The sequence below is a fragment of the Streptomyces sp. SDr-06 genome, from assembly GCF_003324565.1.
Lineage (GTDB): Bacteria > Actinomycetota > Actinomycetes > Streptomycetales > Streptomycetaceae > Streptomyces.
The window spans coordinates 706,006-728,757 of record NZ_QOLA01000001.1 but is presented as its reverse complement, the minus strand read 5'-3'; the positions used below and the strand labels follow the sequence as shown (position 1 = coordinate 728,757).

Annotated in this window: 20 protein-coding genes; 5 read left to right on the top strand and 15 right to left on the bottom strand. The window is 73.2% G+C overall.

What is annotated here, in order from left to right:
* Window positions 1-17: 17 nt before the first annotated feature.
* The 7 genes from DT019_RS03620 to DT019_RS03590 all read right to left on the bottom strand — a co-directional run bounded on the left by DT019_RS03620 (window position 18) and on the right by DT019_RS03590 (window position 8,615).
* Window positions 18-590: a phospholipase domain-containing protein gene (locus DT019_RS03620; RefSeq protein WP_147267271.1), complete on the bottom strand. Its 573-nt coding sequence runs from the start codon at window positions 588-590 to the stop codon at window positions 18-20.
* Between the two features lie 113 nt (window positions 591-703).
* Complete coding sequence (gene pspAB, locus DT019_RS03615) at window positions 704-1,282, bottom strand: PspA-associated protein PspAB (RefSeq protein WP_114035093.1); 579 nt, start codon at window positions 1,280-1,282, stop codon at window positions 704-706.
* A gap of 37 nt (window positions 1,283-1,319) precedes the next feature.
* Complete coding sequence (gene htpX / locus DT019_RS03610; protein WP_114035298.1) at window positions 1,320-2,225, bottom strand: zinc metalloprotease HtpX; 906 nt, start codon at window positions 2,223-2,225, stop codon at window positions 1,320-1,322.
* Between the two features lie 155 nt (window positions 2,226-2,380).
* Window positions 2,381-5,224 carry an NHLP bacteriocin export ABC transporter permease/ATPase subunit gene (locus DT019_RS03605; protein WP_114035092.1) on the bottom strand — a complete coding sequence of 948 codons (2,844 nt, stop codon included), beginning with the start codon at window positions 5,222-5,224 and terminating at the stop codon, window positions 2,381-2,383.
* A 1-nt stretch (window position 5,225) separates the two neighbouring features.
* The gene (locus DT019_RS03600) at window positions 5,226-7,511 is read right to left on the bottom strand and encodes an NHLP family bacteriocin export ABC transporter peptidase/permease/ATPase subunit (RefSeq protein ID WP_114035091.1); all 2,286 of its coding nucleotides are present in this window, start codon (window positions 7,509-7,511) and stop codon (window positions 5,226-5,228) included.
* Window positions 7,496-8,302 carry an HlyD family efflux transporter periplasmic adaptor subunit gene (locus tag DT019_RS03595; RefSeq protein WP_114035090.1) on the bottom strand — a complete coding sequence of 269 codons (807 nt, stop codon included), beginning with the start codon at window positions 8,300-8,302 and terminating at the stop codon, window positions 7,496-7,498. Before DT019_RS03595 ends, DT019_RS03600 begins: the two co-directional genes overlap by 16 nt.
* Window positions 8,303-8,387: 85 nt before the next feature.
* Entirely contained in the window at window positions 8,388-8,615 is a 228-nt protein-coding gene (locus DT019_RS03590; RefSeq protein WP_114035089.1) for a type A2 lantipeptide, read from the bottom strand.
* Between the two features lie 712 nt (window positions 8,616-9,327).
* Between DT019_RS03590 and DT019_RS03585 the strand changes: the two genes are divergently transcribed.
* A complete protein-coding gene (locus DT019_RS03585; RefSeq protein WP_189389105.1) occupies window positions 9,328-9,801 on the top strand; it encodes a luciferase family protein in 474 nt (157 codons plus the stop codon).
* 51 nt (window positions 9,802-9,852) lie between these two features.
* Here the strand turns inward: DT019_RS03585 and DT019_RS03580 are convergent, their stop codons facing one another.
* From DT019_RS03580 to DT019_RS03570, 3 genes are all read right to left on the bottom strand, one after another.
* A complete protein-coding gene (locus DT019_RS03580) occupies window positions 9,853-10,905 on the bottom strand; it encodes a chitinase (protein WP_114035088.1) in 1,053 nt (350 codons plus the stop codon).
* Window positions 10,906-11,164: 259 nt separating this feature from the next.
* Window positions 11,165-11,848: an HAD family hydrolase gene (locus DT019_RS03575; RefSeq protein WP_114035297.1), complete on the bottom strand. Its 684-nt coding sequence runs from the start codon at window positions 11,846-11,848 to the stop codon at window positions 11,165-11,167.
* A gap of 40 nt (window positions 11,849-11,888) precedes the next feature.
* Window positions 11,889-12,365: an Lrp/AsnC family transcriptional regulator gene (locus DT019_RS03570; protein ID WP_114035087.1), complete on the bottom strand. Its 477-nt coding sequence runs from the start codon at window positions 12,363-12,365 to the stop codon at window positions 11,889-11,891.
* Between the two features lie 221 nt (window positions 12,366-12,586).
* On the opposite strand from DT019_RS03570, the gene DT019_RS03565 reads away from it, so the two are divergent.
* Both DT019_RS03565 and DT019_RS03560 read left to right on the top strand, forming a co-directional pair.
* Complete coding sequence (locus DT019_RS03565) at window positions 12,587-14,092, top strand: FUSC family protein (RefSeq protein WP_114035086.1); 1,506 nt, start codon at window positions 12,587-12,589, stop codon at window positions 14,090-14,092.
* A 141-nt stretch (window positions 14,093-14,233) separates the two neighbouring features.
* Window positions 14,234-15,277, top strand: coding sequence for a lactonase family protein (locus tag DT019_RS03560; protein WP_114035085.1), 1,044 nt, complete (start codon window positions 14,234-14,236; stop codon window positions 15,275-15,277).
* Window positions 15,278-15,348: 71 nt separating this feature from the next.
* Here the strand turns inward: DT019_RS03560 and DT019_RS03555 are convergent, their stop codons facing one another.
* The 5 genes from DT019_RS03555 to DT019_RS03535 all read right to left on the bottom strand — a co-directional run bounded on the left by DT019_RS03555 (window position 15,349) and on the right by DT019_RS03535 (window position 19,890).
* A complete protein-coding gene (locus DT019_RS03555; protein WP_114035084.1) occupies window positions 15,349-16,278 on the bottom strand; it encodes a sirohydrochlorin chelatase in 930 nt (309 codons plus the stop codon).
* Between the two features lie 121 nt (window positions 16,279-16,399).
* Window positions 16,400-17,383 carry an N-acetylglucosamine kinase gene (locus DT019_RS03550; protein WP_114035083.1) on the bottom strand — a complete coding sequence of 328 codons (984 nt, stop codon included), beginning with the start codon at window positions 17,381-17,383 and terminating at the stop codon, window positions 16,400-16,402.
* On the bottom strand, window positions 17,380-18,057 hold the full coding sequence (locus tag DT019_RS03545) for a uracil-DNA glycosylase (protein WP_114035296.1): 678 nt from the start codon (window positions 18,055-18,057) through the stop codon (window positions 17,380-17,382). Before DT019_RS03545 ends, DT019_RS03550 begins: the two co-directional genes overlap by 4 nt.
* A gap of 45 nt (window positions 18,058-18,102) precedes the next feature.
* Window positions 18,103-19,191: a WD40/YVTN/BNR-like repeat-containing protein gene (locus DT019_RS03540; protein ID WP_114035082.1), complete on the bottom strand. Its 1,089-nt coding sequence runs from the start codon at window positions 19,189-19,191 to the stop codon at window positions 18,103-18,105.
* A gap of 90 nt (window positions 19,192-19,281) precedes the next feature.
* Complete coding sequence (locus tag DT019_RS03535; RefSeq protein WP_114035081.1) at window positions 19,282-19,890, bottom strand: TetR/AcrR family transcriptional regulator; 609 nt, start codon at window positions 19,888-19,890, stop codon at window positions 19,282-19,284.
* A 139-nt stretch (window positions 19,891-20,029) separates the two neighbouring features.
* Here DT019_RS03535 and DT019_RS03530 point away from each other — a divergent pair, with 139 nt between their 5' ends.
* Window positions 20,030-20,854, top strand: a complete 825-nt coding sequence (locus DT019_RS03530; protein WP_114035080.1) for a class II aldolase/adducin family protein — start codon at window positions 20,030-20,032, stop codon at window positions 20,852-20,854.
* Between the two features lie 10 nt (window positions 20,855-20,864).
* On the top strand, window positions 20,865-22,748 hold the full coding sequence (locus tag DT019_RS03525; protein WP_114035079.1) for a neutral/alkaline non-lysosomal ceramidase N-terminal domain-containing protein: 1,884 nt from the start codon (window positions 20,865-20,867) through the stop codon (window positions 22,746-22,748).
* Window positions 22,749-22,752: the final 4 nt, after the last annotated feature.

Below are 22,752 nucleotides of genomic sequence, written 5' to 3'. Positions count from 1 at the left end.
CGGCCGGCGCGCGGCGCTCAGCGCGTGAGCCGCCGTACGACGAAGAGCATCCCGCCGAGCAGCACCAGCACCGTCCCGGTGATCAGGGAGTCGAGGTCGCTGAACCCGGTGCCCAGGAGCCCGTGCCCGCTCCCGCCCGCCGCCGAGCCACGGGGCGGGACGGGAGCGGCCCGGGCCTCGGCGGCCCGGTCCGCGCCGGTCACGGGCGGCGTCGAGGCGGCGGGTGACGGGGCGGGCGGAGGAGCCGGGGAGGCCGAGGCGCAATTCCGTACGCCGCTCACGTCCTGGCGGAAGCCGCCCGGCCCCAGGACGGTGAAGCGGTAGCTCTGCCGCTCGGCGACCGGGACCAGGATGGTCCGCGACCCGCCCGGCTCCACGGTGGCCGACACTCCCGCCAGCCGGAAGGTGAACGGAACGTCGCCCCCGTTGCTAGCCGTGACGTCCACCCCGTCCCTGGCGCAGTCGTCGACCGCCGCCACGGACGGCGCGGGCCCCCGTGCGGGCCGTGCCGCCGCGGTGCCCGCGAGGGCGCTCAGGGCCGCGAGCGCCACGGCCCAGCGGGCCGCGACGCGCTTCGGTGGATGCCTCACAGCGGGCCCTTCGGGCAGCAGGTGGGTACGCGACAGGGACGTCCTCCAGTACGCGAACGGGCGGCCCGGCGTTCAACGACGGTGGCCATCAGGCGCGTCGGGGCCCCTGTGGCTCACAGGCCCGGCGCGCCCCAGACCGGGAACCAGCGCGACAGATCGCCCTCGATGCGCAGGTCGTCCGCCACGACCGCCCTGATCCGCAGCTCCAGCGCGTTGTCCCGGCGCTCCCCGGGCAGCGGCGCGAAGGGGTAGAAGGTGCCCCGCTTGTAGAGGTACACCAGGGCGAACGCCCGACCCTCGGGGTCCTCGAACCCGACCAGTGAGCACAGGAGCTGGGGGCCGAACCCCGATCCCTCCAGCGCGGTGTTCACGGCGTGCAGATCGCCGACGAGCGCGGCCAGGTCGCTCGGGGTGCGGCGGGACAGCAGCCAGGAGTACCCGTAGGAGTCGCGGCTGAACTCGACGGAGGACGCGGCCCGTTCGGTGTCCGCGTTCAACAGGTCTGTCACGTCCTGCCGGATCCCCGCGAACGCGGGCCCCTCCACCGTGGTGAAGCACACCGAGCCACGGCCGGTCGGTGTGAACCCGGCGGCCGCCTCCAGGGTGACCGCCGCCGACGGCAGGGCGAACAGCCGGTCCAGGTCGGGCGGGGCGGGCCGGGTGCGCCCGAGCAGGATGTCCAGGAAGCCCATGCGCTCCGTCCTCGGTCAGGGGGTGGGGGACCGCGCCTCAGGCCGGACGGCCCAGCTCCGCGGAGATCTTCGCCAGCCGCTCCAGGCGCTGCTCCAGGCTCGGATGGGTGGCGAAGAGCCGGGCGAGGCTGCTGCCCGCGCCGAAGGCCGGGACGAAGTAGAAGGCGTTGAACGCGCTCGCCGTCCTGAGGTCCTTGCTCGGAATGCGGGCGATGTCCCCGTCGAGCTTGGTCAGCGCCGAGGCGAGGGCCGAGGGGTGCCCGGTGAGGAGCGCCCCGGCCCGGTCGGCGGCCAGCTCCCGGTAGCGGGACAGGGCCCGGATGAGGAGGAAGCTCAGCGAGTACACCAGCGCCGAGACCGCCATGACACCCATCAGGACGACCATGGTGTTCTGGTCGCGCCGCCCGCGGCCCCCGTACAGCTCGGAGTAGAAGGCGAAGCGGACGACGAGTCCGGCGATGACGCCGAGGAACGAGGCGACCGTGATCACCGCGACGTCGCGGTGGGCGACGTGCGACAGCTCGTGCGCCAGGACTCCTTCCAGCTCGTCCGGTTCCAGGCGCCGCAGCAGCCCGGTGGTGACGCACAGGACCGCGTGATCGGCGTTGCGGCCGGTCGCGAACGCGTTCGGCAGGTCGATGTCGGAGACCGCGACCTGGGGCCTCGGCATGTCCGCGGTGGCGCACAACCGGTCGACGATGCCGTGCAGTTGGGGCTGTTGCTCGCGGGTGACGACGCGGCCGTGCATCGCGTACAGGGCGACCTTGTCGGAGAACCAGTACTGCGACCACAGGACGGCGGCCGCCACCACGACGACCACCAGCGTCGACCTGAGCAGGACCAGGAGGGCCGCGACGAACGCCACGTACAGCAGTCCGAGCAGGAACACCGTGGTCAGCATCCGGGCGGTGAGCTGCCGGTCGGGCTCGAAGCGGCTGTGCACGGCCGTCACACCCGGCCCGGATCGGCGTCGCCCGCCCGCGCACGGGACCGCGCGGCCGGGGGTGCGAGGAGGGACGGCGCATTCTTCTTGATCATGGCGTTCTCCGGGACCGGTGAAGTGCTGCTCCCTCTCCACCATGCCACCGCGCGGACCGTTCAGCGCAGCTGCCGCCGGACCAGTTCGTGCAGGCGCCCGCGGGGGTCGGCGAGGAGTTCGTCGGGCGGGCCCTGCTGGACGATCCGGCCCTCGGACATCACGATCACGCGGTCGGCGTCCAGGACGGTGGAGAGCCGGTGGGCGATCACGACGCGGGTGGCCCTGAGGCTCCGGGTGCTCTCGATCACCACGCGCTGGGTCTCGTTGTCGAGGGCGCTGGTGGCCTCGTCGAAGAACAGCACGCGGGGGCGCCTGACCAGCGCCTGGGCGATCATGAGCCGCTGGCGCTGACCGCCCGACACGGCCCCGCCGCCGGAGATCATGGTGTGCAGCCCCATCGGCATCCGCTTGATGTCCTCGGCCAGCCCCGCCATCGCGGCCGCCTCCCACACCTCCTCCTGCGTGAACACCTCGGCCCCGCAGATGCAGTCCAGGATCGATCCGGTGAGCGGCTGGGCGTTCTGCAGCACGACCCCGCACTGGCGGCGCACGGCCGCCCGGTCGAGGGCCGCCAGGTCCTGGCCGTCGTACAGGACGCTGCCCGACACCGGGTCGTCGAAGCCGATGAGCAGCCGCAGCAGGGTCGACTTGCCGCAGCCGCTCGGCCCGACCACCGCCACGAACTCGCCCGGCGCCACCTTCAAGGACACGTCGTCCAGGACCAGCGGCCCGTCGTCGGTGTAGCGGAAGGACAGGCCCCGCGCCTCGATCCCGCCGGACAGGGCGCCGGGCTGGGCGCTGGCCCCGCGCACCTCGGGCGCCTCGTCGAGGACCGGCTTGATCTGCTCGAACATGGGCAGCACGGCGGCCGCCGAGATGAACGCGCCGGTGAGCTGGGTGACCGCGGTCAGCAGCATGGTCACGGCCGTGTTGAACGTCAGAAAGGCGCTCGCCGACAGGGCGCCGCGGGCCGGGCCCGCCAGCAGGACGAACAGCAGGAGCGAACACAGCGGCAGATACACCGCGTTGAGGACCGTCGTCAGGTTCTTGATCCGCCCCGCCCGCTTCTGGAGCTCCCGGCTGCGCGCGAACTCGCCCGCCCACGCGCCGTACGCGAAGCTCTCGGCCGCGGCCACCCGCAGCTTGGGCAGTCCGCGCAGGGTCTGGAACGCCTGGTTGTTGAGCTTGTTGCCCAGCTCGACCAGCCGGCGCTGCCAGCGCAGCTCCCGCAACCCCAGGGTCAGGAACACCACGGCGATCACGATCAGCAGGGCGACCGCCACCAGCGCCAGCGGCACGCTGAACCACAGCAGCAGGACGAGGTTCATCACGCCGACCGTGCCCGCCTGCACGGCCACCGGGCCGATGCCCGAGAGCACCCGGCGGATCGCGCTGACCCCCATCGCGGCGCTGGCCAGTTCGCCGGTCGAGCGCTCGGTGAAGAACTTCGTCGGCAGCCTCAACAGCCGGTCCCACACGGCGGGTTGGAGCGTGCTCTCGATCCGCCCCTCCATGCGCAGGATGGTGAGGTTCTGGAGCAGCGTGAACGCGGCGGACACGATGCCGCTGACGATGACGGCGAGCGAGACCTGCACGATGAGGCTGCTCTCGGCACGCGGCACGTACACGCCGAGCACCTGACCGGTCGCGAGCGGCACCAGCGCGCCGAGCGCCACCGTCACCAGACCGGCGAGCAGCAGATTGCGCACGTCGCCGCGGGTGCCCCGCAGGCTGAAGCGCAGCAGCCCCCACTTGCCCAGCGCCTTCTCCGGCAGCGGCCGGTAGAACATGACGGCGCGCGGCTCGAACTCGTCCGCGTTGTCCGCGCCCACCCGGGTGCGCCGGCCGGACGCCGGGTGCACGGCCTCGTAGCCGCCGCGCCGCCACAGCAGGGCGACCGGCGTGCCGCTCGCCCGGTGGCCCACCAGCGGGCCGGCGTCCTCGCGCCACCAGCGCCCGTCCAGACGCACCGGCCGGGTACGGATCCGGGAGGCGACCGCGACCTGCTCGACCGGGTCGACGCGGTCGCTCACGGCGCCGCCGAGCGCGGGGTCGGCGAGGGTGATTCCGGCCGCCTCGGCCACCAGGCGGCACGCCGCGTAGGTGGCGTCGTCCGTGGAACCAGGGGTGCGCGAAGGCTCCTTGCGCCGCCGGCCGATGGAGGTGAGCAGCGCCCGGTCGGCCTCCTCGCGGACGGCCTCGCCCGCCTTGATGCCGGCCGCGGCCCGGTCCTCGTGCGCCCGCTCCAGGCGTTCGATCCAGCGGTCGAGGGCGGCGAGCAGCCGGTACTGCCGGTTGACCATGCCCTGCCACAGGGCGCCGTCGACCAGCAGGTCACCGGCCGCCTCCGCGCTGAAGGCCGCCCCGTACTGCACGCTGCCCGGCGACACCGGAAGCCACAGGATGTCGTCGTCGGCCACCGCCTCGTCGAGCGCGGTGCGGCCGTCCAACGGGGCCTCGAACAGCACGCGTTGGCCGCGCCCGACCCCGAGCGAGAAGGCGTGCTCCAGGAGGCTGAGGGCCGCGTCACCCGTGTCGTACTGGCTGAGGTACTGCCCCTCGTACGGGTCCGGCGACCGGTACAGCTCGCGCAGCGGGATGCGGCGCAGCACGCACTCCCTCAGGGGGCGCCCGACCAGGGTGTGCTGCGGGCCCTCGACCGGGCCGAGCAGCAGGGTGCCCGGCTCCAGGCGGCCCAGGAAGTGCCAGTGGCCCTGGGCCGCGGCGTCGACCGCGAACAGGTCGAGGGCGCCGCCCACCACGAGCCACAGCACCTGCGGCCCCTCCAGCGAGAAGCCGCCGAGGCCGGCGCAGTCGATGTGCTGCCCGAGTCCGCCGAGCGCGCCGACGACGGCGTCGTGCCCGGCGGCGCCCGGGTCGGCGACCGGATGTGCGGAGGTCACCTCAGTGCTCCCTGACCAGATCGGCGTACGGCCCCGCGGCGGCGAGCAGGTCCTCGTGCCGCCCGCGTTCGACCACGGTGCCGTGGTCGAGCACCACGATCTCGTCGCTGTCGCGGACCGTGCTCAGGCGGTGGGCGATGACGACGCAGGCGCAGCCGCGGCGGCGCAGGTTGTCGATGATGACGTGCTCGGTCTCGGCGTCCAGGGCGCTGGTGACCTCGTCGAGGACGAGGATGCTCGGCCGCCGCACCAGTGCCCGCGCGATCTCCAGGCGCTGGCGCTGGCCGCCGGAGAAGTTGCGCCCGTCCTGCTCGACCCGGCTGTGGATGCCGCCCGGCCGGCGTGCGACGACCTCGTACAGCGCGGCGTCCCGCAGGGCGGCCTCCACGGCGTCGTCCGGGATGGAGGGGTCCCACAGGGCGACGTTGTCGCGGACCGTGCCCTCGAAGAGGAAGACGTCCTGGTCGACGAAGGAGACCGAGGCGGCGAGCGCGCCGCGCGGGATGTCCTTCAGGCGCTGCCCGTCGATGCGGATGGTGCCCTCCCAGGGGGCGTAGAGCCCCGAGATCAGCCGGGACACCGTCGACTTGCCGCTCCCGGAGCCGCCGACCAGGGCCACCTGCTGCCCCGGACCGACGGTCAGCGAGAAGCCGGTCAGCAGGGGCTTGTCGAGGGGGCTGTAGCCGAACGTGATGTCCTCGAGCGTCACATGGCCCTTGAGGCGGCGCGTGTTCGCGGCCGGCTCCGGGCGGGTGTGCAGCGCGTCGACGGGGAAGTTCTCGACGTCCTTGAGGCGGGTCACGTCGGCCGCGAAGTCCTGGATGCGGCCCGCGACGCCGTTGAGCCGGGTGACCGGCGCGGTGAAGCGGGTCACCAGCGCCTGGAACGCCACGAGCAGACCGATGGAGATGTGGCCCTCCACCGCCCGCAGCCCGCCGATCCACAGGATCAGCGCGCTGTTGAGCGTGGCGAGCGCGGGCGCGACCACCCCGAGCCAGGCGCTCGGCACCCCGAGGCGCTGCTGCTCCTCCAGCGTCGTGGCGTGCTGACCGGCCCAGCGCCGGAAGTAGCCGTTCTCGCCGCCGGTGGCCTTCATCGTCTCGATCAACTGGAGACCGGTGTACGAGGTGTTGGTGAGCCGCGCGCTGTCGGCGCGCAGCTTCTGCGTACGGGTGGCCCGCAGCCGCACGACGATGCGCATCGCGACGACGTTGAGCAGCGCGATGCCCACCCCGATGACGGTGAGCTGCGGATCGTAGGTCCACAGCAGGAAGGCGTAGAGCAGGACCACGATGCCGTCCACGGCGGCCGCGGTCAGGTCGCGCGCCAGCGTCTCGGCCACCGCGTCGTTGGACTGGAGCCGCTGGACCAGGTCGGCGGGGCTGCGCTGCGCGAAGAACGTGACAGGGAGCCGCAGCAGGTGCCGGAAGAAGCGGGCGCTGCTGAGCGTGGAGGAGATGATGCGCCCCCGCAGCAGGTTCGCCTGCTGGAGCCAGGTCAGCACGACGGTGAGCGCCACCATCGTGCCCATGGCCGCGAACAGCACGCCCAGCAGCGAGGTTTGACGGCCTATCAGGAACAGGTCGATGTATGTGCGGCTCAGCGCCGGCAGCGTGGCGCCGACGGCCACGAGCAGCAGGCTGGCGAGCAGCGAGGCCAGCATGGTGCCCGTGGTCCCGCGCAGCCGTGCGGGAAGCGCGCCGAGGACGCCGGGCTTCCTACCGCCGCGCCGGAAGGAGGGCCCCGGCTCCAGCACCAGGACGACGCCGGTGAAGCTGGTGTCGAAGTCCTCCGTCGGCACGAAGCGGCGGCCCTTGTCGGGGTCGTTGATGTGCACGCCCCGCCGCCCCAGGCGCCGTCCCATGCCGTCGTAGACGACATAGTGGTTGAACTCCCAGAACAGGATGGCGGGCGCCTGCACCTCGGCGAGCGCGGCGGGCTCCATCTGCATGCCCTTGGCGGTGAGGCCGTAGCCGCGGGCGGCCTTGAGGACGTTGCTGGCGCGTGAGCCGTCGCGCGAGACGCCGCACGCGATCCGCAGCTCCTCCAGCGGCACATGGCGCCCGTGGTGGGCGAGCACCATGGCGAGCGACGCCGCGCCGCACTCCAGGGCCTCCATCTGGAGGACGGTGGGGCTGCGCACGGTCTTCGCGCGGGGTGTCCTCGGCGCCCGGCCCGGCCGTGCGCGGCGGCTTCCGCCCGACGGATCGGGCGCGCGCCGGCGGCCGTGGCCGGTGGGCGGGAGCTGCGGTGTGGTGGAGGAGGGAGCGGTCACGGGAGCAGCCAATCGAGGGGACGCCGGTCGGCCAGGTGGACGGTGCCGGTGGCCAGGGTCATGGAGTCGACGGCGAACGGCGGGCCCTGGGCCGTCGACCAGCGGTAGCCGGACTTCGTGGCGGGCGTGCGGTCGAGTTGCACCAGCACCCCCACCGGCCTGCCGTGCTGCGAGAACTGCTCGGCCAGCTGCCCGTCGCCGAGGAAGGCGGCGATCTGCTGCTGGGTCTGCGGAGCCCTGCCGATCGCGGCCACCCGGCCGCGCAGTACCCCGTACCGCTCGGCCGGGACGGACTGCACGGTGAGGTCGACCGCCGCGCCCGGCGGGACGCTCGCGGTGCTGTCGCCGGGCACGTACAGCATCACCATCAGGGGGTCGTCGGCGCCGCCGGTGCGCTCCACGCTCGCCACGTTCGCACCCATGGCGACGACGGAGCCGATGGTGGCGGAGAGACTGGTGAGGCGGCCCGCCGCGATCGCGCGGACGATCCGGTCGCCCTGCGGGGTACGGACCTTGAGGAGGGGCGCGTCGGCCGCGAGGGTCTCGCCCTCCTTGGCGAACACACCGGTGACCTGGCCCGCGAGGGGGCTCTGCAGGACGTAGCTGCCCTGTGCGTGGGTGAGGATGCCGGGTGCGTCGATCGTGGAGGAAACGGAACCCGTCACCGCCCAGAAACAGGCGGCGGCCATGACCAGCACCGTGACGCAAAGGACGAGGCGGCCCTGCGGTCGTGCGAAACGCACCGGCAGGTCGAGTTCCTCCGGTGATTGCAGTTTGGAAAGGGCCTGTTGGCGAAACTGCACGGAACTCTTTCCTTAACCGTGAACCAATGCGCACATCATCGGCAATGAGCCCCGGAACCAAGGGTTCCGGGGCTCGTGCGCGATCTCAGAGACCGGCGACGAGGCCAGAGGCCAGGCCGGTGACGGCGCCGGTGTTCACGCCCGTGACCGAGCCGACGAGACCCGTGACCGAGCCGACGATGCCGGAGACCGGGAGAACGGAGTCGGCGGTGCCGGTCACGTTGCCGACCACGGTGCCGACGAGGCCGCCGGAGACGTTGTCGAGGTCGGCGTCGGAGATCTCGAGGGTCTCGACCTGGGGAGCGTTGTTCATGGGAGTACTGCCTTTCATGGGGACATTTCCTGGCGGGAACTCCTTGTCGGGGCTCCCGCAGTGGCCAGGATCAAAACACGCCAACGGCTTTCACAGCCAATCGCTCCGGGCTGGTTCAGGGGTTCTGTGCGGCTCTGAATTGCCGTCGCGTGCAGGTGCGTTCATGATTTGGGGTCAGATTCTTCACGAGCTTCACGAGATGAATTCCTCGGGCGAGGCGCTCACCTTTCTCAACTGGGACACTCCCGCCCCAAAGCCCCTGGCTCCGGTCCGGACCCGAGACCCGCCCGTGACCACGGTGACGGCCCTGCGCAGTCGGTGTGCAGGTTTTCGGAAGGCGCCCCTCCGCTTGCCTCCGCGGCACGCAAGTGCCGCTGGGCGCTCGGGAGTGGACGGCCCGCGACGCCCGTACTTCGGGCCCCATAAGGGCGGGGCCCGGGACATGTGCGGCGCAGTACGCGAGTCGGGGCAGAACACCGGGCGGACGGCCTACGGGAGTTGAGTGCCGCGCTGGGCCGGAAGCGTGCCGGGCGGGCCGCCGCGGCCGGGGCCCGACCACGAGATCCGGTCACCTGTACGGAAGATGACGCCGAGGTGAATACCGCGAAGTGCTGTCCTGGGGCGCAGGTCACCGGGCACGGGCCGGCCACGAAACTCATCCGTGGATGGCTGGGGGTGGTCCTCCGGGTGAAGTGTGCGCGAGGATGGCGCCATGACCGCGGCTCATCGCGCCATGGAACAGTTGCAATCATGGCCGAACCTGGTAAGTGGCCCGCCCCGCTGCGCCGTTGGGGAGGCGCTCTTCACGGCGGAATGCGAAGTGGTGCATTTCCATTCCGGATTCGCGGCCGACCTGCATCTCACCCGCACCGCGATCGAGCGACTGCGGACCGAGCTGAGACACAGCACCGCGATCCGCCTCACACCCGGGTCCGCGTGGGTGACCATACTGCTGGACTGCGACTCGGACGTGGACCTGCTGCTCACCCTGGTCAGCGTCGCCCTCAAGGCCCACACGGGCGCTCCGCCCGGCCCCCTCCTCTCCCCGTGCACCTGGTACCGCCCGGCCGTCCCGCTCCAGAGCGGTCCGGAGCGGACCGTCCTGGAGCTCCCGGTGCGGGGCATGATGCCCGCCGCGCGGCGGGCGGTCGGCAGGTTCCTCGCCCACGGACCCCGGGCAGTCTGAGGGCAAGCCTTGGCACCGGGAGGGCCGAGACGCGGCCTCGCCCCGGCGGGGTCAACGCCCTTGCAGCGCCATGACGTTGTCGCCGAACGTCCAGTTCTTCGAGCCGTCCCAGTTGAGGGACCAGGTCATCAGGCCCTTGAGCCCGCCGCCGAAGGCGTTCCAGGCCTGGGCCACCTGATCGGTCGCCAGGTACCCGCCTCCCGCGCCCGGCTGGGCCGGAAGCCCCGGGACCTGCTGGTCGTACGGCACCCTGATCGTCGTGCCCTGGACGACGAGGCCCCGGTCGAGACAGGCGGTCTGGGCGCTGAACCCCTCGACCGTGCCGGCCTCGTACGAGTCCCCGGAGCATCCGTACATGCTGCCGTTGTAGTACTGCATGTTGAGCCACCACAGGCGGCCGTTGTCCGCGTACTTCTTCACGATGGGCAGGTACGCGCCCCAGATGGAGCCGTAGGCCACGCTGCCGCCGGTGACGTACGCCGTCTCCGGGGCCATCGTCAGGCCGAAGCCCGGCGGCATCTGGGCGAGGACGCCGTCGATGATGCGGACGAGGTTGGCCTGCGAGTCGGACAGCGTGGTGACGCTGCCGCTGCCCACCAGGCCGGTCTCGATGTCGATGTCGATCCCGTCGAAGTTGTACTGCTTGAGGATCGGCACGAGGGTGGCCACGAACCGGTCGGCGACCGCGCTCGAACCGAGGTCGATGCCGGCCGCGGCCCCGCCGATGGACATGAGGATCGTCTGGCCCGCCGCCTTCGCCTGGCACATCTCGGCGGGGGTGGGCACCTTCACGGTCGAGTCCATGCCGTCCTGCCACAGGACGGTGCCGTCCGAAAGGATCACCGGGAAGGCGGCGTTGACGACGTTGTAGCCGTGGGCGGCGATGCGGGGGTCGGTCACCGGGATCCAGCCCAGTGGCGGATGGACGCCATTGGCGGCGCCGTCCCAGTTCTCCCAGTAGCCCTGCAGCACCTTGCCCGCGGGTCTCGGCTTGACCGCGCAGGTGTCGGCGTGGGGTGAGCCCGGCGCCGCCGCCACCGGGGCCTGTGCCGCGAGAGCCAGCGCCAGAGCGGCTCCCAGTAGACGTAACGTACGACCGGCCATGCTGCGCTCCTTGCCTCCAGGAGCGCTGCGTGGGGGCGCGGCGGCTCCCGGACCGTGGGGGGACCTGAGGAGGGTGCGAGGGGGGTGGCGTCCCACACCGTAGATTGGTCCAGACCTTCCGTCAATCGTTCGGGACGAAGCTGGTACCGGAGCCACGCACCACGTCAAGTCCCTTGCGGACAAGGCTTGTTGAGAGCGAGCCCAGTCGTCCGGGCCGGATGCGGGGCGGGCGGTGGCCCGCCCCCGCGCCGGGCGTGGATCAGGCGCCCGTCACCCAGTCGTAGGCCCGCTCGGCGTCGAACTCCCGCTGGCCGCCGGGGAAGAGCAGACCCGCCGTGGCGAACGCCGGGTCACCGGCGGTCCTCGGCAGATAGGGCACGGCGACGCAGCGCATCCCGGCGGCGTGGGCGGCCGCCGCACCGGGCGCCGCGTCCTCCAGGACCACGCAGTCGGCGGGCGCGGCACCGAGCCTGCGGGCGGCCTCCAGGAAGACATCGGGCTCGGGCTTGCCGTGCTCGACCTCCTCGGCCGACACCACCAGCTCCATGAACGGGGCGAGCCCGGTGCCGCCGAGCACGGCCTCGATCGCCGACCGCGAGGAGCCCGAGGCCACCGCCATCGCCACACCCGCCGCGTGCAGCCGCTCCACGAACTTGCGCATCTCCGGGAAGACCTCGGTGGAAGCGCGGGCCAGCTCCAGATAGGCCGCGTTCTTCGCCGCCAGCATCTCCTCGACGGACCCGGTCAGCGCGTGCTGCCGGTCCAGGATCTCCAGGGTCTCGCGGGTGCCGATGCCGATGAAGCGCGCGTGCTGCTCCCAGGTGTAGCCGGGCAGGCCGTGGCGCGCGAGCACCTGGCGCGCGGCTTGGTAGTAGTTCGGCTCGCTGTCCACGAGGGTGCCGTCGAGGTCGAAGATGACCGAAGTGGTACGTGATATGCCCATGTGTCCCAGCATGCCAAGGACCGCGGGCATCCCGCACCGCTCACTTCGCGGCAGTGCGCCCCACCGACTCCACCAGCGGCAGCAGCCGGTGCGCCACCCGCTCGCGCAGGGCGACCTCGGTGCGGGTGCGGACCACGCCGGGGAGCCGGATGAGCCGCTGGATGACGTCTTCGAGATGGGCGTTGTCGCGGGCCGCGACCCGCGTCAGCAGGTCGCCGCCCCCGGTGATCGAGAACGCCTCGATGATCTCGGGCACCGCCGCCAGGGCGTCGCCGACCTCGTCCAGATGCCCCTGGGTCACCTCGATGTGCACGAAGGCGAGCACCGGGTGGCCGAGGGCCGCGGGGGAGAGGGCCGGACCGGTGCCGGTGATCACGCCGTCCCGCTCCATCCGGTCGAGCCGGGCCTGGAGGGTGCCGCGGGCGACTCCCAGGATGCGCGCGTACTCGCGGATGCTCGTGCGCGGCTGCTCAATGAGCAGCCGCAGGATCCGGGTGTCGAGTGTGTCCACCGTCATGGCCCGTTGGCTCCCCTCTGGTCCTACTGATGAGGCGTCGACTGTACCAATGGCTCAGTGATACGGAGGTCGGTTGAGCCAGTGTGACTCCGGATGTTTTCCTCTGAGGACGGCGCCGCTCAGCGCGCGGGACGGCGACGACGCCGGTCCGGGCCCGCGGCGCCTTTGTCATGCCTGAAGCACTGTGCACGTGAGGGGGCGCGGCTACCGCCGTGAAGAGGATGTTTGTGGCTCCGGACCCGGGGCTTGTGCGACTGCGTGTCTCGCTGCGAGCCGTGCTCGGTGTCGGCCTGTCGGTGACCGCCGCGGAGCTGTGCGGCCTCTCGCTGCCCGCCTCGATCACCGCGGGCCTTGCCTCGCTGCTCGCGCTCTTCACGGTCGGCGACGCGCAAGTCCGCGCCCAGGCCGTCACCACCGCGCTGCTGCCCGCGGTGGGCTTCCCGGTGCTCGCCCTCGCGGCCGCGCTGCACGGCACGCCGCTGCTGCGCGACGCCTGCTGGCTCGTGGTGATCTTCGCCGGTGTGTACGCCCGGCGCTGGGGTCCGCGCGGCCACGCGCTGGGGATCTTCGCCTTCATGATGTTCTTCACCACCCAGTTCCTGCACGCCGTCCCCGCCCAGCTGCCGCAGCTCTACGGGGCCGTCGCGCTGGCGCTCGCCGCCTCGGCCGGGGTCCGGTTCGGGCTGTGGTGCGTCGAGCGCCGCACCGCGCCGCCCGCGGTTCCCGCGCCGCTCACCGGGCGCGGGCTCGCCCGCCCCACCACTCGGCAGGCGTTCCAGGCGACCGTGGCCTGCGCGATCGCGCTGGGGGTGGGCCAGGTGCTCTCCGAAGCCCGCTGGTACTGGGCCGTCGGCGCCGCCTGGTGGATCTTCGTCAACACCGCCTCGCGCGGCGAGACCCTGGTCCGCGGCTTCCGCCGGGTCCTCGGCACGGTGACCGGCATCGCCGCCGGGCTGCTCATCGCCATCCCGCTGCACGGAGCCCCGCTCCCGACCGCGGCGCTGGTCGCGGTGTGCGTCTTCGGCATCTTCTACACCGCCGCGCCCAGCTACAGCTGGATGATGTTCTTCGTCACCGTCATGGCGGGCCTGCTCTACGGACTGCTCGGTGTGCTGCACCCCGGGCTGCTCGTGCTCCGCGTCCAGGAGACGGCGGTGGGCGCGCTGGGCGCGGTGGTCGCCGTCGCCCTGGTCCTTCCGGTCAGCACGCACGCCACCACCGACGCGTGGATCCAGCGGGCCCTGCACTGCGTACACCGGTGCACGAGTGCGGCCGCGCACCGGCTGGCCGGTGACGAGAGCGCCGACCCCGCGCCGCGCGCCGCCGAACTGGAACTGCTGCTCGGCCGGGTCCGCCTCTCGCTCGCCCCGCTCGTCCACCCGCTCAGCCCGCTGCGCGCCCGCCGGGCCCGCGCCCGCCAGGTCCTGGTCCTGCTCGACGACTGCGCGCGCGAGGTGCGGGGCCTGGCCGCGGTGGCCGCCGACCCGGCCGCCTCCCACGACGCCCGCCTCACCGTCGCCTGCCGACGCGTGGAGGCGGCGGTGGCCGCCCTGGTCACCCCGGGCCCCGACCCTCTCGCAGCGCCCGTCCTCGCATCGGTCCCCGCCCCCCACCACCACCCAGGCGCGGAAGCCGCGCTGAAGCACCTGCACGGCCTGGAGCGGGCCCTGGCGGAACTGGCCGCCCCGCTCACGTCTCCACCCCGGGCGCCGCTGGCAGCGGCCTGACCGGTCGGACCGGCCCCATCGCGGCTGGACACCCCTGCCACGCCGCCCAGTTGGTCCAGACCCCCTGCTACGGTCCCCGGAGCACAGCGGTGCGGGTCGGCTCCGGGTCGCCGGGGCGGCTTCGGCGGAGAGGGGTTGCGCGTGGGCAGGGACAGGGCCGCTCGGGCGTTCATCGGGTCGTTCACCACGGCGGGCGGTCGGGGGGTGACCGCGGTCGCCGTCGACGAGGAGACCGGAGCGCTCACGCCGCTCGGCTCCACGGCGGCCGTCGCCAACCCGTCGTATCTGGCGGCCTCCGCGGACGGAGCCGTCCTGTACGCCGTGGGGGAGAGCGCCGACGGAACGGCAGCCGCCTTCGACATCACCGCGCCGGTGCCCCGGCCGATCGGCGAGCCCGTCGCGGTGGACGGTGCGGGCCCCACCCACCTTGCGCTGGCCGCCGGGCACCTCGTCACGGCCAACTACGGCTCCGGCAGCGTCACCGTGCTGCCGGTCCGGCCCGGCGGGGACCTCGGCCCGGCGGCGTCCGTCCTCACGCACCACGGATCGGGCCCGCACCCCGACCGCCAGCGGGAGCCGCACGCCCACCAGGTGCTCGCCGACCCGAGCGGCCGCTGGCTCCTCAGCGTCGACCTCGGCACCGACTCCGTACGCGTCTGCGAACTGGATCCGCGAACCGGCGCCCTGCGCCTGCACAGCGAGGCCGCGCTGCGGCCCGGCAGCGGACCCCGCCACCTCGCCTTCCACCCGGCGGGCCGGCACGCGTACGTCCTCAACGAGCTGGCGCCCACGCTGACCGTGTGCCGCTGGGACGCCGACGGCGGCGTCCTCGAACCCCTCGGGGAGACGCGCGTCGTGGCGGACGGCGTGAGCCAGGAGACCTATCCCTCGGAGGTCGTCGTCGCCCACGACGGACGCTTCGTGTGGGTGGCCAACCGCGGGCACGACTCGATCGCGGTCCTCTCGCTGGACGAGGCGGGGAAGCGGGCCCGCCTCGTCACCACCGTGGACTGCGGCGGCCACTGGCCCCGCGATCTCACCCTCGACCCCTCGGGACGCCGCCTGTACGCCTCCAACGAGCGCTCCGGCGACGTCACCTGGTTCGCGATCGACGCCTCCACCGGCATCCCGGCCCGGGCGGGCTCCCTCGAAGCGCCCGCCGCCTCGTGCGTCGTCTTCCGCTGACGGCGACCCGCACCACGGCGGGGCCGCACCGGACGTCCGGTGCGGCCCCGCTTTTTACGTGGTGCGTACGGTCAGTGAACCGGCGATCCCTGCGGCTGCGGGGTGATGCCCAGCGCCGCCGCGTACTGCGACAGGACCAGCTTGCCGATCGCCGGGTAGGCGCCGAGCGCCTCGGCGACCGCGCACTCGGCCTCCTTGGCGGCGGCGTCGAGCAGCCCGTCGGCCACCTCCGGGCCGATCAGGTACGGGGCCACGGCGAGCTGCACCGAACCCGAGCCGCGCAGCTGTGCGGCCATCGCCGCGATCGCGCCCTCCTGGTCGAGCGCGGCGGCCATCACCGGCACGGCGAGCCGCGCGGCGAGCAGCATGCCGGTGATCCCGGCGGCCTGCACGGCCTCCTCGCCGCCGACCGTCGCCAGGATGATCCCGTCGGCGGCGGTCGCGACCGTGAAGAGCCGGGCGCGGTCGGCGCGGGCCAGACCGGCCTCGGAGAGCCGCACGTGCAGGCCCTCGGCGAGCAACGGGTGCGGGCCGAGCACATCGGTCAGCTCGGCGGCCGCGCGGCTGTCCATGACCGCCTGCCGTATCCGGCGGATCAGGGCGCTGTCGGGGCCCGCGAGCAGCGGCACGACGACGGCGGCCGGGCCCTGCGGGTCGGCGACCTCGCGGCCCGCCGCGCGCGCCTGCTCGACGCGCGCGCCGCGCTCGGCCTCGGTCTGGGCGAGAACGGCGTCGAGCGTGGGGTACTCGGCGGAGTCGGCCTCGGTGCTGTCCAGGTAGCCGATGCGGGCGTGCAGGCCGGGCAGCTCGGAGCGGGCGATGCTGATGACCTCGTCGGCCAGGCTGCGCACAGCGGGGCCGGGAGTGCCGGGAACGGCGAGAACGAGCGCGGGCGCGCCCTCCGGAGCAACCACCGGTTCCGGGCGGCGGTGCCGGCCGGACTGGCGGGGTCGCGGCATTCGTACGGGCAGGCCGGATGCTGGCCCAGTGGGGGTGCTCATGGCGTCGCATGCTACTGGTTTTGCGCGGGCGACTGTTCGGGGAGGGGACAGCTGAGCGGTATCTGTCCCGATTTTCCCGGAGAGTGACATAAAGATCAACTGTCCTGGTCTGACCCGGCACTCACTCGGTCGCGATCCACAACATGCGCGGGTCACGCGGCAGTCGCAGCTCCGCGCCCGCGAGGCTCGCCGCGATGAGCAGCGAGCCGTCGAGCGGATCCCCGGCCGCTTCGACCGTGCGGACGTACGGCAGTTGGCGGCCCAGCTCCTCCCGCAGCGGTACGAGAAGGGGGTCGCCCAGCTTGAACAGGCCCCCGGTGAGCGCCACTTGGGGCGCTTCCCGGCTGTTTGGCGGGCAGACCGCGGCGGCCGCCTCGACGATGTGCCGGGCCGCGTCCCGCAGGATGCCGGCCGCCACCGGGTCGCCGGCGGCGCACCGCGCGACCTCGGGCGCGAACGAGGCCAGCACCGCGGGCCGGTCGCCGCGCGGGTACAGCAGCCCCGGCAGCTCGCCCGGGGCGCCGAACACCGCCTTCAGCCGGGCGAGCAGCACCGCCGAGCCGCCCCGCCGCCCGTCGTGGGCGCGCAGGGCCGCCTCGAGCCCGGCCCGGCCGATCCAGGCGCCGCCACCGCAGTCGCCGAGCAGATGCCCCCAGCCGTCGGAGCGCCGCCAGCCGTCGAGGTCGGTGCCGAGCGCGATCATCCCGGTCCCCGCGGCGACCACCGCCCCGGCCCGCTGGCCGAGCGAGCCCGCGTAGGCGGTGACCGCGTCGGCGGCCAGGGCGAGGGTGTGCACGCCGAGCGAACGGGCCAGCGCGCCGGGCAGTTCGGCCCGCAACGCGTCGCCGAGCGTGGCCATCCCGGCCGCGCCGACCGCCACCGCCGTGATGCGCTCCGCCCCGGTGCGCGCCCTCAACTCATCGGCCGCTGGGAGCAGTTGATCAAGCAGGTGCCCGGCGTCGATCCCGCCGGGGCCGGTCCGCACCGGCTCCTTCGAGGCCACCGTCTCGACCGGGGAGCCCGGCTCCGACCGGCGCAGGGCGAAGCGCACGCCGGATCCGCCCGAGTCGACCCCGAGCACCCAGGGCGCGCCTCCGTCCGTCACGGCAGGCGCCAGTCGACGGGCTGGGCGCCCTGCCGCTGGAGAAGTTCGTTCGTACGGCTGAAGGGCCGTGAGCCGAAGAAGCCGCGGTCCGCCGACATGGGGGAGGGGTGCGCGGACTCGATCGCCGGGAGGTCGCCGAGCAGCGGGCGCAGGTTGCGGGCGTCCCTGCCCCACAGCACCGAGACCAGCGGGGTGCCGCGCGCGACCAGTGCCCGGATGGCCTGTTCGGTGACCTCCTCCCAGCCCTTGCCCCGGTGGGCGGCGGGCTTGCGGGGCGCGGTCGTCAGCGCCCTGTTGAGCAGCAGCACCCCCTGCCGTGTCCACGGCGTGAGGTCGCCGTTGGACGGCCTCCCCACGCCGAGGTCGGAGTGCAGCTCGCGGAAGATGTTCTCCAAGCTGCCGGGCAGCGGCCGCACTTCGGGCGCGACGGAGAACGACAGGCCCACGGCGTGCCCCGGCGTCGGATACGGGTCCTGGCCGACGATCAGCACCCGGACGTCGTGGAACGGCTGCTGAAATGCCCGCAGTACGTTCGGTCCTGACGGCAGGTAGGTGCGTCCTGCCGCGATCTCCTCCCGGAGGAAGTCGCCCATCGCGGCGATCTTCCCGGCCACGGGTTCCAGTGCGTCCGCCCAGCCGGGCTCGACGATCTCTTTCAACGGTCGTGCTGCCACGGCCGTCACTCTACTGGCGCAGCACCCGCCGCATTCCCCCGCCCGTCAACCGATCGCCGCGGCCCGTACGCACAGCACGTCCGGAAGGTGCGAGGCGAGCAGTGTCCAGCTGTCGCCGTCGTCGGCGCTCGCGTACACCTCGCCGTTGCGGTTGCCGAAGTAGACCCCCGCCGGATCGGCGTCGTCCGTGCACAGCGCGTCGCGCAGCACCGTGCCGTAATGGGCGTCCTGCGGCAGGCCCGCCGAGAGGGGCTCCCAGTTCTTGCCCGCGTCCTCGGTGCGGAAGACCCGGCACTTGTTGTCGGCCGGGACCCGGTCGGAGTCGGCCGTGATGGGGAAGACGTAGGCGGTGCCGGAGCGGCGCGGATGGGTGGCGGCGGCGAAACCGAAGGTGGAGGGCAGGCCCGCGCCGATGTCCGTCCACTGCCCGCCGGCGTCGTCGCTGCGGTAGACCCCCCAGTGGTTCTGGAGGTACAGCCGGTCCGGGTCGCCCGGGTCCTGGGCGACCTTGTGGACGCACTGGCCGAACTCCGGGTTCGGGTCCGGCAGGAAGACCGCCGAGACGCCCCTGTTCGCGGGCGCCCAGCTCTGCCCGCCGTCCGTGGTGCGGAAGACGCCCGCCGTGGACACGGCGACCGTCAGCGCCCGGGCGTCCCGCGGGTCCGTGACGACGGTGTGCAGGCCCTCGCCCCCGCCGCCGGGGACCCAGCGCGAGCGGGTCGGGTGCTCCCACAGCGGCCGAACGAGCGCGAAGCTCTCGCCGCCGTCCTCGGAGCGGAACAGCGCGGCCGGCTCCGTGCCCGCGTACACCACCCCCGGCGCCTCGGGTCCGGCCGGGCGCAGCTGCCAGACCCGCTCCAGGGAGGCGCCGGTGAACTCGGGGAACTTCACGGCCGGTTGCTTCGGCTCGGTCCAGCTGCGGCCCAGGTCGTCGGAGTGGAACACGGACGGTCCCCAGTGGGTGCTGTCCCCGCCGACCAGGAGCCGCGGCGTGGGCTCCCGCCGGGTGTCGATGGCGACGGAGTACACCGCCTGGGCGTTGAAGTGGGGACCGTCGAAGTCCCAGATCGCGCCGCGCCTGCGGCCCAGAAAGAGCCCTTTGCGCGTACCCACGGTGAGCAGTACTTCAGACATGCCGGTCCCTCCAAAACGCCGTTGTTCCGGATAGTGGCCAGTGTGCACCCGGCCACTGACAACGGCCTCCAAGACCAGGAAAGCGGCAGCTCAGGCGGGTTCGGTCAGCGCTTCCACCAGGTACGGCAGGAACCGTTCGGCCAGGGCGCCCGGTGCCAGGGCATCCGGCTCCACATAACTCTGCCCGAGCGCTCCCTCACGCAGAGCGACCACGACGCGTACGAGTTCGGCCAGGTCCCCGCGCGGCCGGAGCCCGGCCCGCGCCAGCAGCGCTCCGAGCAGCGCCGTGGCCTCCTCGCGCAGCCGTGCGTCGTGCTCGGCCAGCCGGGCGGCCGCCTCGCGGTTGCGGATCGCGTACAGGGTGAACTCGGTCGTCACCAGATACCAGGTGCGCTCGTCCGGCTCGATGTGGGCGAGCAGTGCGGCGATGCGGGCCACCGAGAGGTCGCCGTCGTCGGTCGCGTCGGCCAGCCTGGTGATCCGCTCCAGTTCGCGTGCCGCGTGCGCGTCGAAGAGCGCGAAGAACAGCTCCTCCTTGGAGGCGAAGTTGGAGTAGAAGGCGCCCCGGGTGTAGCCCGCGCGCCGGCAGACGTCCTCGATCCTGGCCGCCCCGAACCCCGACTCCGCGAACACGTCGAGCGCGGCGTCGAGCAGCCGGGCCAGCGTCTGCGGCCGCCGCTTCGTCATTCCCCTGGGCACGTGTCCCTCCCGGACCCTTGACAGCGCGTGCGCGCTCGGAAAGCATCCGAACGCGTATCGGATACGCGAATGTATCCGATCCGAGCCGTCCGGCAACCCCTCTCCATAGCCCGGCCAACTCCCCCCAGGAGGCACCCAGATGAGTGACGAAGGCGCGGCTCCGGCCCCCGCCGAGGTGATCGCGGGCGCGGCGGGCCCCATGCCCGAGGGGGCCACCGTTCCCCTGCCGCCGGTCTTCGAGGACGTGGCCGAGGAGCGCCGCCACCGCATGGAGCAACTGGCCGCCGGATTCCGGCTGTTCGGCCGCTTCGGCTTCTCCGAGGGGGTGGCCGGGCACATCACCGTCCGCGACCCGGAGCACCCCGACCGCTTCTGGGTGAACCCCTTCGGCATGAGCTTCGGCCGGATCAGGGCGTCCGACCTGATCCTCGTCGACCACGAGGGAAACCTCCTGCACGGCGACCGCCCGGTGAACCGCGCCGCGTTCGTCATCCACGCCGCGGTCCACCAGGCGCGCCCCGACGCGGTGGCCGCCGCCCACGCGCACTCGCTGCACGGCAAGGCGTTCTCCTCCCTCGGCATCCGCCTCGACCCCCTCACCCAGGACGCCTGCGCCTTCTTCGAGGACCACGGTCTCTACAGCGACTACCGGGGCGTGGTCAGCGACGCCGAGGAGGGCAAGCGGATCGCCGCGGCGCTCGGCGCGTACAAGGCGGTGATCCTCCAGAACCACGGGCTGCTGACCGTGGGCCACTCGGTCGCCGAGGCGGTGTGGTGGTTCATCACCATGGAGCGCTCCTGCCAGGCCCAGCTCCTGGCCATGGCCGCCGGGACCCCGCGCCACATCGACCGCGAGACCGCCCTGCACACCCGGGGCCAGCTCGGCGGCCACTTCGCGGGCTGGTTCCAGGCCCAGCCGCTCTACGAGCAGATCGCCGACTCCGACCCGGACCACGTCAACTAGCCTGCCCCGCATGGGATTTCGAGCCGGGCGCGGCATCGCCGACATCACCGGGGAGGCCGCCGAGTGCGGACTGCTCGGCTACGGCAGGGCGGACCAGCAGAGCGCGGGAATCCACACCCGCCAGCGGGCCCGCGCCTTCGCCTTCGAGGAGCACGGCGTCCGGCTCCTCCTTGTGGTGTGCGAGCTGCCGCTGATGTCGGACGCCGTCGTGCGGGAGGTGCTGCGGCGGCTGCCCGAGGGCTACGGCGCGTCCAATGTGATGCTGACCGCCACCCACACCCACTGCGGACCTGGCGGCTACTTCCACCACCGGCTCTACAACAGCAACACCGGCGGCTTCCGGGAGCGTACGTTCGATGCGATCACCGACGGCATCACCGAGGCCGCCCGCGCGGCCGTCGCCGATCTGGCACCCGGGCATCTTCGGCTCGCGCACGGGGAGTTGACCGGCGCCAGCGTCAATCGGTCGCGCCGGGCCTTCGAGCGCAACCCGGCGGACGAGCGCGCCCACTTTCCGGACGGCGTCGACCCCCAGACCACGCTGCTCGCCATCGAGCGCGACGGCCGGCTCGTCGGCGCCGTCAACTGGTTCGCCACCCACAACACCAGCATGACCAACCGCAACCGGCTGATCAGCGCGGACAACAAGGGCTACGCCGCCCTGCACTGGGAGCGCGCGGTCGGGGGAGTGGACCATCTCTCCGGCGCCGCGCCGGAGTTGGTGACCGCCTTCGCGCAGACGAACGCGGGCGACATGTCGCCCAACCTCCGACTGGCACCCGGCCGCGGTCCGACCGACGACCAGTTCGCCAACACCCGGATCATCGGCACCCGCCAGTACGAGGCCGCGGCCGCGCTCACCGGGGGCAGGGTGATCTCCGGCGGGCTCGACTTCCGCGCCACCCGCGTGCACCTGTCCGCCGTCGAGGTGCGCCCGGAGTTCACCGGCGACGGCCGCGTCCACCGCACCTCGCCGCCCATGGCCGGAGCGGCCGCCTTCGCCGGGGCCCGCGTCGACGGCCCGGGCTTCAGGGGCTTCAGGCCCGGGGCCAACCCCCTGTGGGACGCGGTCTCGCGGCGGCTGGTCTACCCCCTCGCGCCCGCCTTGCGCGACGCCCAGTACCCCAAGGCGCTCGCCCTCCCCGCCGGTCCGCTCAACCGGATCGTGCCGATGGTCCAGGAGTACGCGGCCCTCCAACTCCTGCGCATCGGTCCGCTGTTCCTCATCGGCATTCCCGGCGAGGTCACCGTCGTGGCCGGACTGCGGCTGCGGCGCACGGTCGCCGCGATCGTCGGCGCCGACCCGCGTGATGTCCTCGTCGCCGGATACAGCAACGGCTACGTCCACTATGTGACGACGCCCGAGGAGTACGACGCCCAGGAGTACGAGGGGGGCAGCACGCTGTTCGGGCGCTGGGAGCTGCCCGCGCTGTGCCAGAGCGTGGCGGGCCTCGCGACCGCGCTGCGCGACGGCACCCCCGTCGACCCGGGCACGCCGGAACCCGCACGGCCGGCGCGCCCGGCGCGCCGCCGGTCCGGCCCGGACGCGCCGCATCCGGGCCGCCGGTTCGGCGACCTGCTGGACTTCTCGCTGATCGGCCGGCGCGCCACGGCCTCCTTCGTGGCCGCACACCCCTCCAACGACCTGCGCAGGGGCGGCAGTTACCTGTCCGTGGAGCGCCGCGGCCCCGACGGATCGTGGACGCGCGTCGCGGACGACGGCGACTGGTCCACCGTGTTCCGCTGGACCCGCGCCGGCGCCGCGACCTCGATCGCCACCGTCACCTGGAACATCCCGGCGGACACCCCGCCCGGGGCCTACCGGGTGGGGTACCACGGGGACAGCGCCAAGGGCCCGTTCACCGGGGTGAGCGGGCCCTTCGAGGTCGGCTGAGCCG

What these genes read in the sequence shown, in the direction of transcription:
- pspAB (WP_114035093.1), bottom strand. Translation starts at nt 1,282, where the DNA reads ATGGGCTTCCTGGACATCCTGCTCGGGCGCACCCGGCCCGCCCCGCCC.
- DT019_RS03575 (WP_114035297.1), bottom strand. Translation starts at nt 11,848, where the DNA reads ATGGGCATATCACGTACCACTTCGGTCATCTTCGACCTCGACGGCACC.
- DT019_RS03530 (WP_114035080.1), top strand. Translation starts at nt 20,030, where the DNA reads ATGAGTGACGAAGGCGCGGCTCCGGCCCCCGCCGAGGTGATCGCGGGC.
- DT019_RS03565 (WP_114035086.1), top strand. Translation starts at nt 12,587, where the DNA reads ATGTTTGTGGCTCCGGACCCGGGGCTTGTGCGACTGCGTGTCTCGCTG.
- DT019_RS03525 (WP_114035079.1), top strand. Translation starts at nt 20,865, where the DNA reads ATGGGATTTCGAGCCGGGCGCGGCATCGCCGACATCACCGGGGAGGCC.
- DT019_RS03555 (WP_114035084.1), bottom strand. Translation starts at nt 16,278, where the DNA reads ATGAGCACCCCCACTGGGCCAGCATCCGGCCTGCCCGTACGAATGCCG.
- DT019_RS03585 (WP_189389105.1), top strand. Translation starts at nt 9,328, where the DNA reads ATGACCGCGGCTCATCGCGCCATGGAACAGTTGCAATCATGGCCGAAC.
- DT019_RS03580 (WP_114035088.1), bottom strand. Translation starts at nt 10,905, where the DNA reads ATGGCCGGTCGTACGTTACGTCTACTGGGAGCCGCTCTGGCGCTGGCT.
- DT019_RS03540 (WP_114035082.1), bottom strand. Translation starts at nt 19,191, where the DNA reads ATGTCTGAAGTACTGCTCACCGTGGGTACGCGCAAAGGGCTCTTTCTG.
- DT019_RS03570 (WP_114035087.1), bottom strand. Translation starts at nt 12,365, where the DNA reads ATGACGGTGGACACACTCGACACCCGGATCCTGCGGCTGCTCATTGAG.
- DT019_RS03590 (WP_114035089.1), bottom strand. Translation starts at nt 8,615, where the DNA reads ATGAACAACGCTCCCCAGGTCGAGACCCTCGAGATCTCCGACGCCGAC.